General features: G+C 69.4%; 13 protein-coding genes. 6 read left to right on the forward strand and 7 right to left on the reverse strand.

What is annotated here, in order from left to right; translation table 11 throughout:
* Positions 1–32: 32 nt before the first annotated feature.
* Positions 33–1,094, forward strand: coding sequence for a type VI secretion system baseplate subunit TssG (tssG, locus tag ACRY_RS17890; protein WP_007422372.1), 1,062 nt, complete (start codon positions 33–35; stop codon positions 1,092–1,094).
* The gene (locus ACRY_RS17895) at positions 1,091–2,629 is read left to right on the forward strand and encodes a class I SAM-dependent methyltransferase (RefSeq protein WP_007422373.1); all 1,539 of its coding nucleotides are present in this window, start codon (positions 1,091–1,093) and stop codon (positions 2,627–2,629) included. The genes tssG and ACRY_RS17895 overlap by 4 nt, the downstream gene beginning before the upstream one ends.
* Before the next feature lie 13 nt (positions 2,630–2,642).
* Here the strand turns inward: ACRY_RS17895 and ACRY_RS17900 are convergent, their stop codons facing one another.
* The 6 genes from ACRY_RS17900 to ftsE form a co-directional block, all read right to left on the reverse strand.
* Positions 2,643–3,752 (reverse strand): hypothetical protein, encoded by a 1,110-nt coding sequence (locus ACRY_RS17900; protein ID WP_012040526.1) that lies wholly within the window; start codon positions 3,750–3,752, stop codon positions 2,643–2,645.
* Positions 3,749–4,342: a DedA family protein gene (locus ACRY_RS17905; protein ID WP_007422375.1), complete on the reverse strand. Its 594-nt coding sequence runs from the start codon at positions 4,340–4,342 to the stop codon at positions 3,749–3,751. Before ACRY_RS17905 ends, ACRY_RS17900 begins: the two co-directional genes overlap by 4 nt.
* 249 nt (positions 4,343–4,591) lie before the next feature.
* Complete coding sequence (locus ACRY_RS17910; protein WP_012040527.1) at positions 4,592–5,290, reverse strand: lysophospholipid acyltransferase family protein; 699 nt, start codon at positions 5,288–5,290, stop codon at positions 4,592–4,594.
* Positions 5,290–5,946, reverse strand: coding sequence for a YdcF family protein (locus ACRY_RS17915; protein ID WP_007422377.1), 657 nt, complete (start codon positions 5,944–5,946; stop codon positions 5,290–5,292). Before ACRY_RS17915 ends, ACRY_RS17910 begins: the two co-directional genes overlap by 1 nt.
* Positions 5,943–6,869 carry a cell division protein FtsX gene (locus ACRY_RS17920; RefSeq protein WP_012040528.1) on the reverse strand — a complete coding sequence of 309 codons (927 nt, stop codon included), beginning with the start codon at positions 6,867–6,869 and terminating at the stop codon, positions 5,943–5,945. The genes ACRY_RS17915 and ACRY_RS17920 overlap by 4 nt, the downstream gene beginning before the upstream one ends.
* Before the next feature lie 12 nt (positions 6,870–6,881).
* Entirely contained in the window at positions 6,882–7,553 is a 672-nt protein-coding gene (ftsE, locus tag ACRY_RS17925; RefSeq protein ID WP_007422379.1) for a cell division ATP-binding protein FtsE, read from the reverse strand.
* An 85-nt stretch (positions 7,554–7,638) separates the two neighbouring features.
* On the opposite strand from ftsE, the gene ACRY_RS17930 reads away from it, so the two are divergent.
* Together ACRY_RS17930 and ACRY_RS17935 are read left to right on the forward strand one after the other, a co-directional pair.
* Positions 7,639–8,151: a zinc-ribbon domain-containing protein gene (locus ACRY_RS17930; RefSeq protein WP_231295312.1), complete on the forward strand. Its 513-nt coding sequence runs from the start codon at positions 7,639–7,641 to the stop codon at positions 8,149–8,151.
* Positions 8,152–8,199: 48 nt separating this feature from the next.
* Positions 8,200–9,252, forward strand: coding sequence for a dipeptidase (locus tag ACRY_RS17935; protein WP_012040530.1), 1,053 nt, complete (start codon positions 8,200–8,202; stop codon positions 9,250–9,252).
* A 46-nt stretch (positions 9,253–9,298) separates the two neighbouring features.
* On the opposite strand, the gene htpG is transcribed toward ACRY_RS17935, so the two are convergent.
* Complete coding sequence (gene htpG, locus ACRY_RS17940; protein ID WP_012040531.1) at positions 9,299–11,119, reverse strand: molecular chaperone HtpG; 1,821 nt, start codon at positions 11,117–11,119, stop codon at positions 9,299–9,301.
* 137 nt (positions 11,120–11,256) lie between these two features.
* On the opposite strand from htpG, the gene ACRY_RS17945 reads away from it, so the two are divergent.
* The gene (locus ACRY_RS17945) at positions 11,257–13,770 is read left to right on the forward strand and encodes a helicase-related protein (RefSeq protein WP_012040532.1); all 2,514 of its coding nucleotides are present in this window, start codon (positions 11,257–11,259) and stop codon (positions 13,768–13,770) included.
* A complete protein-coding gene (locus tag ACRY_RS17950) occupies positions 13,757–14,053 on the forward strand; it encodes an RNA-binding S4 domain-containing protein (protein WP_012040533.1) in 297 nt (98 codons plus the stop codon). The genes ACRY_RS17945 and ACRY_RS17950 overlap by 14 nt, the downstream gene beginning before the upstream one ends.
* Positions 14,054–14,057: the final 4 nt, after the last annotated feature.

A 14,057-nucleotide genomic window follows, 5' to 3' on the forward strand; every position in this document is an offset into this window, starting at 1 on the left:
ACAGCCACCGGCGCCGGCGGACGCCAATCGGCGTGCTCGACCGGCTGACTGCCGAGCCCTGGCACTTTCGTTTCGGCGCTGCGGTCCGGCTGCTTTGGCTGGCCTCGGGGCGAAGCGATCCTGGCGACGCGATACGCTTCACCACCCCACTGTCCCTCGGCCATCCGGCCGCCGAAATCGATGAGGCCGAGGCGCCCGCTCCCGACGAGCCGCGAGGCCGGATTGCGACACGGCTCATCGGCCTGCTGGGCGCATCGAGCCCCTTGCCCCGCTGGTATACTGAACTCGTCGCCGGCGCGAACCGCGCCCGCTCACCGGCGACGGCAGCCTTCTTCGACCTTCTCTCGCAGCGCATCATCTCGGCTTTCGCGGTCGCCGGAACAAAGTATCGCCCGCATCTTGCCGCCGAGGTCGCGCGGCACACCGGGGCAGCGGACCATGGGTCGGCCGATCCGGCTGAGCGCGCGCTGCTTGCGCTGACCGGCTATGGTTCGCCGGACCTGGTCGGCCGGCTGACGGCGGGTCGGGGTTCGATCCTGCATTATGCAGGTTTTTTCGCAACCTGGCCGCGTTCGGCCAGCCGGCTTGAGGCGATGCTGAGCGATTGGCTGGAACGGCCGGTCGAGATCATCGAATTTGCCGGCGCATGGCTCAGGATCGGGCCTGATGAGCAGAGCCGGATGCCGCGTGGCAGGCTTCCCGGCCAGTTCAACCGCCTGGGTATGGACTGCGCCGCCGGCGCCAGGGCCTATGACCAGCAGGCACGTTTCGTTATCCGCATTGGCCCGCTGTCGCGCGCTGCCTTCGCGGCGCTGCTGCCCGACCGGCCGCTGCTGCGCGAGCTTGTGTCGCTGGTGCGGGCGTATGTCGGCATGGAGGTGGATTTTGCCGTGAATCTTGTACTGGATCCTGCTGACGTTCCGTCATTACGGCTTGGCGGCCCCGATGCGCCACGCCTGTCCTGGACCGGGTGGCTGCCCGCACCCGCCGCAGCGATGAGCGGGGGCCGAAAGGCCGATCAGGCGATGTTCGCGGCCGGATCGATCGAGGCCTTGCCGGCGCTCGACCCCGCTTTGGCGCGGAGAGCCGCATGAGTTGGGGCAGCGGATATGTGACCGACATCGCCTATGCCCCCAGCTATTATGTGGAGCAGTCGCCGCGGCTCATGGCCCTCGTGGCGTTGCTGACCGGCCGCGCCGCGCGCATGGCAGCTCCGGATGAGTCCTTTCATTTCCTCGATATCGGGTCGGGACGGGGCTTTACGGCACTCGTCCTTGCCGCGACCAATCCTGGATGGACGGTGACCGGGATTGACTTCAATCCGGGCCATGTCGCTGCGGCGCGCGATCTGGCCGCCCGTGCCGGCATCGGCAATTGCCGTTTCATCGAGGCCGATCTGGCGAGATTCGATGGCGCCGACCTTGCCCCGGTGGATGCGGCAAGCCTGCATGGCGTCTGGACTTGGGTGGACGATCAGGTGCGCGCGGGGATCGTCCGTCTGCTGGCCGAACGGCTTGTGCCGGGCGGGTTTTGCCATGTCAGCTACAATGTCCAGCCGGGCTGGGGCGGGATGATCGGGTTGCAGCGGCTCATGCGTGAGGCGGGGCGTCGCCTTGCCTTTCGGGCGGACCGGCAGGCGGAGCGCGGTTTCGAGATTGTCCGCCGGCTGGTGGGGCAGGACGGGGAACGCGCCGACGAAAAGGCCCAGGCCATATTGCGCGCGCTGGCCGACAAGCCGGGCGCCTATCTCGCGCACGAATTCATGAATGCGAACTGGCGCCCCTGCTTCCATGCGGATGTCGTCGAGGCGTTCGCGGAGGCGAAGTTCAGCTACGTGGGATCGCCCCATCTGCTGGATAATTTTGTCGAGCTCGTCCTGCCGCCGGTGGCGCTCGATTTGGCGCGGGAGTTCGAAGATCCTGCGATGACCGAGCTGGTCAAGGACCTCACGCTCGGCCGGCCGTTGCGGCACGACATCTATGTTCGCGGCGAAAGGCGTCTTGCAACGGGCGCGCGCGATCAGGCCCTGAAGGATCTCGCGCTTGGGCTTTCGGTGCCAAGTACGCATCGCTCGCTGAAATTTCAGACCGCGTCGGGCGAGGCGACGATGAACGCGTCGTTCTATGAACCTGTGTTTGCCAGGCTGGCGCAAGGCGTCGCGCGGGTCGGCGAACTGCTCGACGTGGCCCGGCCACCCGGTCGCTCGCCTGCGGCCGATAACCCGGCCGAACTCGTCGCCATGCTGGTCGGCACCGGCCAGGCGGTGATGGTTGCGTCACCTGGCCTGCCGATGACCCGCCAGGCGGTTGCGCTGAACGCAGCAATGTTTGCCGAGCAGATCGGGGCTGGCCCGTGGAACCGGAATATCGGGCTGGCGGTGCCCGCGCTGGGCGGTGCGTTCAATCTGCCGGCGGTGGGGGCCTTCGCGGTGCTGCGGCAGCACGACTGGTTGAGCGACGCCACGGTGGGGCAAGCGCTTCCGACGCCGGATCGCGCGACCATCGAAGGTTGGTTGGAGGCGGCGCTGCCTAATCAGGAGCAGGACTTGCGGCAGGCGATGGCCGACGGGGTGGAGGGGTTCCTGCGTAACAGCCGGGCGACGCTGGCGGCGCTCGGCCTGCCCTGCTGAAGTCGCGCTGCGGTCAGTCGTTGGCTGGGTAGAGCGCCATCAGCGCCTTCTGGCGGCGCCAGGCCTGGAACAGCCGACGTACCCCGTAACGTGGCACGCCACGGGCACGCATCGCGGCGCCGATGCGGAACGCCGCGCCATAATGGAAGAACTGCGTCCGATAGGCCTCGACGATCGAGGTTTCCGGGTCCCAGATATGGGTGGCTTCGGACCCGGCGCCGTTGATCTCGATGATGGTGAAGCCCTCGCCGCGGCGCAGCCCGCTGGCCGAGGCGTAGCGCAGGTCGAAGCGGCCGAAATGGAAATCCGGGATGTCGCGCGCGATCGCGTCGATCCGGTCGGTGAGTTCCTGGGTGATGAGATGCCGGCCGTCCTTGAAGGTAGAGCCGCGGCAGTGATTGCCGACGAAGACGAGCCGGACGCGTTCGCCAGCCGCTGGCACGCGCGCTGCTTCGGTGCCGAGTTTGGCGAGCAACAATGACGAAACGGCGTTCAGCCGCGGGTCGGCCTCGATCAGGTCGCGGATGCGGGCGCGGCCATCGCCGGTGACCACGGGGGCGTATTTCAGCGTGATCGAGGTGATGCGGCCGCGGGCGGCGCCGGGCTCGCGGATGTAGAAGATGCCGGCCTCTCCCTCGTGTGGGACCAGCGCCTGGATCTGCAGGCGGGTCGCGCGCGGGAATTCGGTGAGATAGCGGGCGAGGGCGGCGCCATCCTCGACGAGGCGCACACCGGCACCGTTGCAACTCATGTCCGGCTTCACGACCACGGGATAGGTGAGGCCCGCCTCGTTCATCGCGGCCTCGGCCATGGCGAGGTCGCCGCCCGGATGCGCGGGGGTCGTGATGCCGACATGGGGAGCAATCCAGCGCCGGGCCTCGGGGCCGGCGAGATCGAGGATATCATTCTTCGACTCGCCGCAAATTCCGCCGGCTTCGATTCGCGGGTTGGTCAGTGCGGGAAGGGTCACGCTGCGATGACGGATCGTCTGAAACGCCCAGAACAACGCAACCGGGGCATAAAACACGAAGCCCGGCCAATACTCGAAGAACGATACGGGCTTGGCGCCGCTTCGCCCCGCAGGGCCCGCCGAGAGACTCGATGCGGGGGAGACATCGCTCATGAGGCGTCCTTTCCGATCCGGCCAGCATGCCACCGTGCAGCGATCCTGCCTATCATGATCAGGATCAGAACGAAAACCGCCAATCCGGCCCAGCGCCAGGGGCCGAGATAGCGCAGCATCAGCACGCCGAGCTTCAGGCTGATGAAGAAAAGCAGACTCGTCCAGGCCAGCGTCGCGAGGATCGCCGCCGCAACGAAGGCAAGGAAGGGAGCGCGCAGGAAGCCGCAGGTGGTGTAGGTCGGCAGCCGGAGCCCCGGAACGAAACGGCTGACCAGCACGACGGGAATGATCCGGACGCTTACCCAGTCCCGCCCGATGTCGCGTCGGCGCTGCGGCACGAGGCGATGCGCCCAGGGATGCCGTCCCGACAGGCGGCCCAGCCAGTAGAGCCCGATATCGCCGAGCACGATGCCGGCGTAGAGCGAGCCCAGAGCGATCGGCAGCGATACGGCGCCCGCGGCGACCTGCATCGCGGCAAGCAGGGTCGCGGCATCCTCAAGAATAAAGGTGCCGAGGATGATCGTCGTGATCTCGAGCGGAGGACTGCCTGCCGCCGAGCCGAGCAAGGTGCTGAAGTCGGTTAACCACATGAGACATTCACATAAGGGAAACGGAAGATTTTACCAATTCCGGCTTTCGCGGCGGTTGGGCCCCTTCCGGGCGAGGCAAGGCATTCAGCCTTCATGCCCGAAACCGGCGGCTTTTCGCCGGCAATTATCCCCACTGATGAGGGCATGGTCGAGTCCGAGAGAACATAAGGAGATTTTCATTTTTAAACAATAACTTATGAAAATATACTCACAAAGTTCCTCAGACTCATCCGATAATTGCGCACAGATTTATCCACAGGGTGTCGAAGGATAGTACACATTTTCGAGGGCGCCGAGCATCGTCGCTCGATCAAGCCCCGGTGGCAGAGGCGGATGAACCCGCACATGCACCGTTCCCGGGTGCTTGCGGATGGCGTTCCGGCCCCAGCACAGTCCCGAGTCGGTCGATATGGGTATCACCGGCAGGCCGGTTGCGCGGGCAATCGCGACGATGCCGGGCTGCAGGTGTCCCCTTGTCCCTGGCGCGACACGGGTGCCTTCGGGGAAGATGATGATCTGGCGTCCGGCCGCGGCGGCCGCGCGCACGCGTTCGGTGAGTTCGCGCAAGGCCTTCGCGCCGCCGGATCGGTCAAGCGGGATTTGGCCCGAGGGGATGAGCAGCGGCCCGAGAACCGGCAAGCGGGAAAGTTCCTGCTTCATGACGTAGGCGGGCTTGGGCAGGCGCGTGAACCAGATCATCGTGTCGAGCGCAGACTGGTGCTGCGCGGCGAGGATGACCGGTCCGTCCGGAATGTTCTCTAGCCCTTCGTAGGCGATCCTGATGCCGCAAAGCACGCGCAGCGCGCCAAGGGCCAGCCGCGCCCAAGCCTGGCCGAAGGGAAGCACTTTCTCGGGAGCAACGCGCAACAGGATGTGCGCCCAGAGTCCGGCGGTAATTCCGGACAGGATGATGAAAGCATGGAACAGCAGCGAGCCGGCCAGAAACATCAGCCGTGGGCCTTGATGCTGTGCGCCGCGATTCCGCCGAGACGGAGCCGCACGACGATGTATTTGCAGAATTCGGTCACGAGGATCTTCAGCATGTGGGGTTGCCCCGGATTGGTCATCGCCGGCGGGCGAACCGGCTCGGGGATCAGTGTCACACCTGGCAAGGCGCGGTGCAGTTCGAGCAGCGCGCGGGGCATGTGGTAGTCCGCGGTCACCACGACGAGAGAGCCGATATGGTGCCGGCTGGCCCAGGCGGCGGTTTCCCGCGCATTGCCCCGCGTGGTGGCGGCGGCGTGGCCAACGGTGATATCGGTGGCCTTGGCATTCGCGTCGATTCCGTCGCGAGCCGTGAAATCGCCGAGATAGGTCCCGTTGCCGGCGCCCGAGATCAGCAGCCGCGGCGCGGCGCCTGCCATCAGCAATTCCAGGCCAGCCTTTACCCGATCCGCCCCGCCGGTAAGCACGACGATTCCCCCCGCATGTGGCATGGGGTTGATCGGGCGTTCCTCGGCAATATCGCCGAGGAACCAGGCGAAACCGACCAGCCAGAGGACGACCAGCGCGAGCACGGCACGCAACGGCCACCGCCAGAGCCCGAGGCGCCGGCGGGTAGGGCGGCGGCGGCGGCCAAGGCCCATGTCGTCCGAAGCATTCATGTCAGCCGCCTGAGCCAGCCGCGTACGGTCACTTGCGCGGCGATCCAGCCGATCAGCGCGGCGGCAAGTGTGAAGATCACCGGCGTTGCGACCAGCAGCGGCGGCAGCCCCGCCAGCCCGCCGGACCCACCGGCCGAAGGCGGCGCCGCAATGATCAGACCCGCGGCGAGATGGCCAAGCCAGGCCAGCACAGGCGGCGCGGCAAGTCCGCCGATCAGCCCGCCCACCGCTGCGAGGCGCATGGCACGGCCGGCGAACTGGTTGGCGATGTCGGAATCGAGCGCTCCGAGGCCGTGGATGATCTCGATGGCCTCGCGCCGCTGGGCAAGGCCGGCACGCACCGCGACGGCGACAACCGAGGCGGCGACCAGCGCCACGATCACGAGGATCGCCGCGGCGGAGGCGCGGATGCTGGCCGTGAGTTCCGCAAGACGATCGGCCCAGCGCGATCCGGAATCGACCAAAGTGCCAGGTGCGGCTCGGTCCAGCACCGTCGCGATTGATGCGGGGTCGGCAGCGCCGGTTGTGGCATGCACCACGATTATCGCTGGCAGCGCGATGGGCAGGCTGCCGTCGTCGGCGGCCGCCCCAAGCCATGGCTTCAGCAGGCCCGCCAATTCCGTGTCTGACAGCCGGCGTGCATCGGCGAGGCCCGGCATGGCCCTGACCATCTGGAGCACGGCATCCACGCGTGAAGCGCCTGCGGCTGCGGCCGGCGCCGATGGGTTGGAAACCTCGATGGTCATCAGTCCCTGCGCGCCGCTGAGCCAGCGCGTGGCCAGCGTGCCGGCGGCGATGCTGCCGGCCAGCGCCAGCGCCGCGAGGAAGGACATGGCCGCCACCACGAAGGGCAGCAGCCGGTCCGCCATCGCGGCGCGCAGGCCGATCCTGTCGGCGCGCGAGGCATGGCGCCGCCTAGCCATGCCGGGGTGTGCCTAGCCGTGCCATGTCATTCTTCCGTCCTGCAGCTCGATCATCGGCGCCGGGTGGCGGGCGACCAGGCCGAGATTGTGGGTGGCGACGATCACCGTGGTGCCGAGCCGGTTCAGCGAGCGGATGAGATGCATCAGCCGCTCGGCCTGGTCGTCGTCGAGATTGCCGGTGGGTTCGTCGGCAACGAGCAGGGAGGGCTTGGCGATCACCGCGCGGGCGATCGCGACCCGCTGCTGTTCGCCGCCGGACATCTCGTCCGGCCGGTGATCGAGCCGGCCGGACAGGCCGACCCAGCGGAGCAGTTCGGTAACATCGGCGCGGACCTGCGCCTCCTTGCGCCGGGCGAGGCGCAGCGGCAGTGCCACGTTGTCGAACGCGGTGAGGTGCTGGAGCAGGCGGAAATCCTGATACACTACGCCGATCCGCCGGCGCAGCAGCGCGGTGCCCCGCCGGTCGAGCCGGGCGGTGGGGGTGCCGAACAGGTCGATCCGCCCCTCGCTCGGGTGCAGGGCCAGATAGGTCAGCTTGAGAAGGCTGGTCTTACCGGCGCCCGACGGGCCGGTGAGCCAGCGGAACCCGCCTTCCGGGATCTCGAAATCGATGTTCTCGAGCGCGACGGACGCGGTGCCCGCCGACTTGCCATAGCGCAGCCCGACATGGGTGAAGCGGATCATGGTCCTTCAATGCCCCGCCTCCGGGCCGCGATCAACCGGCGCGCAACGATCGCCCGGACGGTTGCGCGGCCGGAGCGAAACTGCCATGAAAATCGTCATGCGCGCCGCCTGTCCGAAATGCGAGGCTGTCTACGAGCTGCCGGCCGAGATGGCGGCGCGGCTACCCGCCGCCGTGCGGTGCGCGACGTGCGGGCATGTCTGGGACCTGTCGCCGGAAGCGGCGGTTGACGAGGCCGGCGCGCCCGCCGCCCCTGATGCGACGGAGGCGGACGCGGCGCCGGTGGGTGACGCTGTCGGCCCCACGGCCGAAGCGACGCCCGGACCGGAGGCGTCCGACCCTGAAGGAGGCGAACCGGAGGGAGGCGAAACGGAGGCGTCGCGGGCGATGTCCGCGCCGGCCCTGCTCGCGGTCCCCGATTCGGCGCTGGTCTCTGCGGCCCGGGCGCCGGCTGTGCCCTGGCCGTCGCTGCGGGTGCAGTGGATGGTTTCGGCCGGAGTGCTGGCGGTGCTCATTCTCCTGCTGTTCGCGCTGCATGGCCCGATCGGCCGCGCCTGGCCGCCCAGCCTGCGGCTCTACGGGCTGTTCGGCCTCGGCTGAGCGGCGCCGGGACTTGACCGCGCGCGCCGGGTGCGGCGAGGTTGGGGCATGACACATCAGGACCTCGCCGATCTTCTCGTCATCGATACCCATGTCGACATTCCCTGGCCGGAGGGGCCGGATTTCCTGAGCGACGGGCCACGCTGCGTCGATCTGCCGAAGGTGCGGCGCGGCGGGGTCGGGGCGGTGTGCTTCGCCGCCTATGTGCCGCAGGGGCGGCGCGATGCCGCCGGCCATGGCGCGGCGAAGGGGCGGGCGCTGGCGATGCTCGATGCGATCGCCGCGATGGGCAACGCACCCGGCGCCGTGCTCGCCACCACTGCCGATGCGATTGCGGCGGCGCATCGCGACGACTGTTTCGCCGTGGTGCCGGTGGTGGAGAACGGAGCGGCGCTGGGCGGCGATCTCGCAACCCTCGATGACTTTGCCGCGCGCGGCGTGCGCTACATGACGATGACCCATAACGGCCACAACGACCTCGCCGATGCCGCGATCCCGCGCGCCGAATTCGGCGATGCGGCGGTGCTGCATGGCGGGCTTTCCGAGCTTGGGCGGGCGGCGGTGGCGCGGATGAACGAGCTCGGCATTCTCGTCGATGTCAGCCATGCCGCGAAATCGACAATGATGCAGGCGGCGCGGCTCTCGCGCACGCCGGTGATCGCCACTCATTCCTGCGCGCGGGCGCTCTGCGACCACCCGCGCAATCTCGACGACGAGCAGCTCGACATGCTGGCCGCGACCGGCGGGCTGATCCAGATCACCATGGTGTCGGCGTTTCTCAAGCGTGGCGCGAAACCCCCGGAGATCGGGGTGGAGGCGATCGCCGACCATGTCGATTACGTGGTCCGCCGGATCGGGGTCGAGCATGTCGGCATCGGCACCGATTTCGATGGCGGCGGCGGCGTCGCCGGCTACATGAACGCGGCGGAAACCCCGGCGCTGACCGCGGAGCTGGTGCGGCGCGGCTACGACCGCGCGGCGCTGGAGAAGATCTGGGGCGGCAATTTTCTCCGCCTGTTGCGCCAGGCGGAGCAGGTGCGGCAGCAGGGCGCGGCCGGACCCGTATCGGTCGCCGGGGCCGCCCCGGCGGCGGCTCGGTAGGGCGCGGCGCCGACTGGGTGGGCCGGTCGGCGCCGCTGACTGAGCCTCAGGCGGGGTTGCCGGCCATCCTGTCCGCCACCAGGCGGGCGAAACGGGCCGGATCGACCGGGGATTCGCCATCCTGGATGCGGGCGAGGTCGAGCAGCAGGGCGGCCCAGTCGTCCATCGCCTCGCCTGCGGCGGCGCGGGAGACGAGTCCCTCGATCAGCCGGTGCGCGGGGTTGAGTTCGAGGGCCGGCGGCGGCGCGAAGCTCGGACGGCCGGCGCGGCGCAGCAGGCGTTGCAGGGCGAGGTCGGGCTGCGCCTCGCCGGCGGCGAGGGCTGCCGGACTGTCGGTCAGGCGGGTCGAGGCGCGCACCTCGCCGACCTGCTCGCCGAGGGCGGATTTCAGCGCGTCGATCAGCGCCTTCAGCGGTTCCGGCGTCTCCGCGACGTCGAACATGTCGCGTGCCTGGCCGACATGGACGAGCTTGTGCCCCTCGTAGGTGCCGAGCCGTTCGGGCCAGAAGAAATCGATCTGGTCGGAGAGCAGCAGCACCTCGTAGCCCTTCGCCCGCAAGCCCTCGATCTGCGGCGAGGCGGCGAGGCGCGCGGGATCCTCGCCGGTGATGTAGTAGATGTCCTTCTGCCCCTCCTGCATCCGCGTGACATAGTCGTCGAGCGAGGTCAGCTCCTCGCCATGGGTGCTGCGGAAGCGGGCGAGGGCGGCGATTTCGTTCCGGTGGTCGGCGTCGTCATAGATGCCTTCCTTCAGCATCGGGCCATGCTGCTCGATGAAGCCGCGATAGGTCTCGGCCTCCTTCGCACGGGTCTTGAGCTCGCCCAGCACACGGTTGACCAGTGCCTTGCGGATGCGGGCGAGGACCGGGGTGGATTGCAGCATCTCGCGCGAGACGTTGAGCGGCAGATCCTCAGTGTCGACCACGCCCTCGACGAAGCGCAGCCAGGTGGGCAGGAGCTTCGCGTCGTCGGTGATGAACATCCGCTTCACGTGCAGGCGGACATGGGATTCGCGGTCGTCCTCGGTCACCGGGAAGGGCGAGCGGCCGGGGATGAAGAGCAGGGCGGAGAATTCGACCGTGCCCTCGGCACTCCAGTGGATCGTCGCCCAGGGCTCGTCGAACATGTGGCCGAGATGGCGGTAGAAATCGGTGTAGTCCTTCTCGGCGATGTCGGCCTTGCGCCGGCGCCAGAGCGCGGTGCCCTCGTTCGCCTTCTGGAACTTGCCGTCGCGCTCGATCTCGACCGGGACGGAGATATGGTCGGCCCATTTGCGCAGGATCGTCTCGAGGCGGACGGGTTCGAGGAATTCGTCGGCATCGGACTTGACGTGGAGCACGATGTCGGTGCCCGGGGTCTCGCGGGTGGCGGCCTCGATGCGGTAGCCGCCGGTGCCCTCGGAGGACCATTTGTGCGCGGCATCGGTGCCGGCGCGGCGGGAGGTCACCTCGACGCGGTCGGCCACCATGAAGGCGGAATAGAAGCCGACGCCGAACTGGCCGATCAGGTTCGGCCGGTCCTCGGGCTTGGCCTCGGCGAGGGACGCGGTGAAGGCCCTGGTGCCGGAGCGGGCGATGGTGCCGAGATGGCTCGCCAGGTCTTCCGCCGTCATGCCGATGCCGTCATCGGCAATGGTGATCGTTCGCGCCGGCTTGTCGATGCTGATGCGGATGGCAGCGCCCTCGGGCAGTGCCAGGCTCTCGTCCGACAGGGCGAGGAAGCGGCGCCGGTCGGTCGCGTCGGCGGCGTTGGCGACGAGTTCGCGGAGAAAGATCTCGCGTTCGGAGTAGAGCGAATGAACCACCAGATCGAGCAGGCGGCCCACTTCGGCGTCGAACGGACGGTCGGTCGCGGTTGCGGTGTTCATCTGAAGTTCCTCTCGGCAAAATCCCTTGCGGGAAGGTCGGATTGCGCCGTGCGAGATAGGGGAGGTGCGTCACTTCTGCAATCACCTGGCGCGGCGGCGCGCCTTGCATTTGGCGGCGGAAGCGCCACACTTGCGGCATGTCCGGATTCGCCCCGCGTGTGAAGGCGGTGCTTGGCCCGACCAACACGGGCAAGACCCATCTCGCCATCGAACGGCTGCTGGCCCATTCCTCCGGCATCATCGGCTTTCCGCTCCGTTTGCTCGCGCGCGAGAATTACGACCGGATGGTGGCCGCGAAGGGCGCGCGGCATGTCGCGCTGATCACCGGCGAGGAAAAGATCGTGCCGGCCGAGGCGCGCTGGTTCAGCTGCACCGTCGAGGCCATGCCGCTGGACCGGAAGGTGGAATTCGTCGCGGTGGACGAAATCCAGCTTTGCGCCGATCCGGATCGCGGCCACGTCTTCACCGACCGGCTGCTGCACGCGCGCGGCATGGTGGAGACCATGTTCCTCGGCGCCGAGACGATCCGCCGGCTGCTCCGCCGCCTCGTGCCCGAGGCCGAGATCGAGACGCGGCCGCGGCTGTCGCAGCTGTCGCATGCGGGGCCCGCCAAGCTTTCCCGCCTGCCGCCGCGCTCGGCCATCGTCGCCTTCTCGGCCGCCGAGGTCTACGCGATCGCCGAGGCGGTGCGCACCCGGCGCGGCGGCTGCGCGGTGGTCATGGGGCGGCTCTCGCCGCGCACGCGCAACGCGCAGGTGGCGCTGTATCAGGAAAAGGAAGTCGATTTCCTCGTCGCGACCGATGCGATCGGCATGGGGTTGAACATGGATGTCGACCATGTCGCCTTTGCCGGGCTGTCGAAATTCGACGGACACCGCCCGCGCCTGCTCACCGCGAGCGAGGTGGCGCAGATCGCCGGCCGCGCCGGGCGGGGAATGCGCGATGGCACGTTCGGCACCACCGGCACCTGCCCGCCACTAACCGAGGAACTGGTCGGCGCCGTCGAGGCGCATGCCTTCGAGCCGCTGGAACAGCTCGCCTGGCGAAACGCGGCGCTGGATTTCGCCTCGCCCGACGCGCTGCTGGCCAGCCTGCTCGCGCCGCCCGACCGCGCCGGGCTCGTGCGCGGCAACGATGCGTCCGACGTTCTGGTGCTGTCGGCGCTGGCGCATGACCCGGCGATCCGCGAGGCCGCGCGTGGCCGCCGGGCCGTGCGGCTGCTCTGGGAGGCGTGCCAGATTCCGGATTTCCGCAAGCTCGCCACCGACCATCACACGCGGCTCTGCGCGCGGGTCTTCACCCATCTGCTGCGCGATGGCGGGTTGCCGCAGGACTGGGTGGCTGGGCAGATCGGCGGGCTCGGCCGTACCGACGGCGATATCGATACGCTGATGCAGCGGCTGACCGAGGTGCGGATCTGGGCCTATATCGCCGCCCGCGCCGACTGGGTGCGCGATGCCGCGCACTGGCAGGGCCGCGCGCGCGAGGCGGAGGACCTGCTCTCGGACGCGCTCCACGAGAAGCTGATGGCCCGCTTCGTCGATCGCCGGGCGGCGCGGCTGACCCGGCGGCTGGAACAGGCCGAGACCGCCGAGCTGCTTTCCGCCGTGACGCGGGCGGGCGATGTGGTGGTCGAGGGGCATCCGGTCGGGCGGATCGACGGATTCCGCTTCGAGCCGGACGCCTCGGTGGGCGGGGCAGACAAGCGGATCGTGCTGCGGGCGGCGCGGCGCGCCCTGGCCGGCGAGATGCCGCGCCGCGTCGCCCGGCTGGAGGCGGCGGCGGATGGCGATTTCGCGCTGGGGCCGGCGGGCGTGATCGCCTGGCAGGGAACGCCCGTCGCCCGGCTGCGGCGCGGTGCCACGCTGCTGGCGCCGGCGGTCGAGGTGATTGACAGCGAGTTTCTCGACGGATCGCAGCGCGAGGCCGTGCGCGCGCGGCTGGCCCGCTTCGTCGATGGCGTGATCGCCGAGGGGCTGGCGCCACTCTTCGTCGCGGCGAAGGCCGCCGAGGCGGACCCGGCGCTGCGCGGCGTGCTGCACCGGCTGACCGAGCAGGCCGGCGTGCTGGTGCCGGGCGGGGCCGAGGGCGAGCTGCGGGCGAAGCTGCGCCGGATCGGCGTGCGGGATGGCGCCTTCGCGCTCTACATGCCGGCACTGCTGAAGCCGCGGGCGGCGGCGCTGCGTGCCATGCTGTGGTCCGCCTGGCACCGCCGGACGCTGCCGGACCTGCCGGCGCCGGGTCTTGTCTCGCTTCCGGCGCCGGACTGGCCGGCGGGGCTCGCGGCCTATCTCGGCTGGGTAGCGGCCGGTCCGCGGGCGATCCGGCTCGATATCGCCGAGCGGCTGGCCGGCGAACTGCGCCATGCGGCGCGCCGCCGGCCGGCGCCGGCGCCGCAGATGCTTGCCCCGCGGCTGGGCGTGGGCCACGAGGATCTGCCGGCGGTGCTGCGCGGCCTCGGCCTGCGGCTCATTCCCGGCGAGGCGATGGAGCCGGGCATGTTCGGCCCGCCGCGCCCGCCGATGGTCGAACTGCGGCGCCCGAGGCGCGGGCCGGCGCCGCCACCGCGCAAGACCGCACGCCCGGCCCCGCCGCCCAATCCCGATCATCCGTTCGCGGCGCTGGCCGCGCTGCGGCGTGCCGCCTCCTGAGCCTTCGGGCGGCGAGGATGCCGCCTGGCAGCGGCTTGACAAGTTCCTGTTCCATGCGCGCTTCGTCAAAACCCGCGGCGTTGCGGCGCGACTGGTCGCGGCCGGCGGGGTGCGGATCAACCGCCAGATCACCGAAAAGCCACACGCGCGGCTGCGCCCCGGTGATGTGCTGACCCTCGCCCTGCCGCAGGGCGTTCAGGTCGTGCGCGTGGTCGCGCTCGGCGCGCGGCGCGGCCCGGCCGCCGAGGCGCGCCGGCTCTACGAGGTTGTTGCAGAGGACTGATGCG

It is taken from the genome of Acidiphilium cryptum JF-5 (assembly GCF_000016725.1).
Classification (GTDB): Bacteria; Pseudomonadota; Alphaproteobacteria; order Acetobacterales; family Acetobacteraceae; genus Acidiphilium; species Acidiphilium multivorum.

What these genes read in the sequence shown, in the direction of transcription:
- ACRY_RS17915 (WP_007422377.1), bottom strand. Translation starts at nt 5,946, where the DNA reads ATGAATGCTTCGGACGACATGGGCCTTGGCCGCCGCCGCCGCCCTACC.
- ACRY_RS17920 (WP_012040528.1), bottom strand. Translation starts at nt 6,869, where the DNA reads ATGGCTAGGCGGCGCCATGCCTCGCGCGCCGACAGGATCGGCCTGCGC.
- ACRY_RS17905 (WP_007422375.1), bottom strand. Translation starts at nt 4,342, where the DNA reads ATGTGGTTAACCGACTTCAGCACCTTGCTCGGCTCGGCGGCAGGCAGT.
- ftsE (WP_007422379.1), bottom strand. Translation starts at nt 7,553, where the DNA reads ATGATCCGCTTCACCCATGTCGGGCTGCGCTATGGCAAGTCGGCGGGC.
- ACRY_RS17930 (WP_231295312.1), top strand. Translation starts at nt 7,639, where the DNA reads ATGAAAATCGTCATGCGCGCCGCCTGTCCGAAATGCGAGGCTGTCTAC.
- htpG (WP_012040531.1), bottom strand. Translation starts at nt 11,119, where the DNA reads ATGAACACCGCAACCGCGACCGACCGTCCGTTCGACGCCGAAGTGGGC.
- ACRY_RS17910 (WP_012040527.1), bottom strand. Translation starts at nt 5,290, where the DNA reads ATGTTTCTGGCCGGCTCGCTGCTGTTCCATGCTTTCATCATCCTGTCC.
- ACRY_RS17900 (WP_012040526.1), bottom strand. Translation starts at nt 3,752, where the DNA reads ATGAGCGATGTCTCCCCCGCATCGAGTCTCTCGGCGGGCCCTGCGGGG.
- ACRY_RS17895 (WP_007422373.1), top strand. Translation starts at nt 1,091, where the DNA reads ATGAGTTGGGGCAGCGGATATGTGACCGACATCGCCTATGCCCCCAGC.
- ACRY_RS17945 (WP_012040532.1), top strand. Translation starts at nt 11,257, where the DNA reads ATGTCCGGATTCGCCCCGCGTGTGAAGGCGGTGCTTGGCCCGACCAAC.
- ACRY_RS17935 (WP_012040530.1), top strand. Translation starts at nt 8,200, where the DNA reads ATGACACATCAGGACCTCGCCGATCTTCTCGTCATCGATACCCATGTC.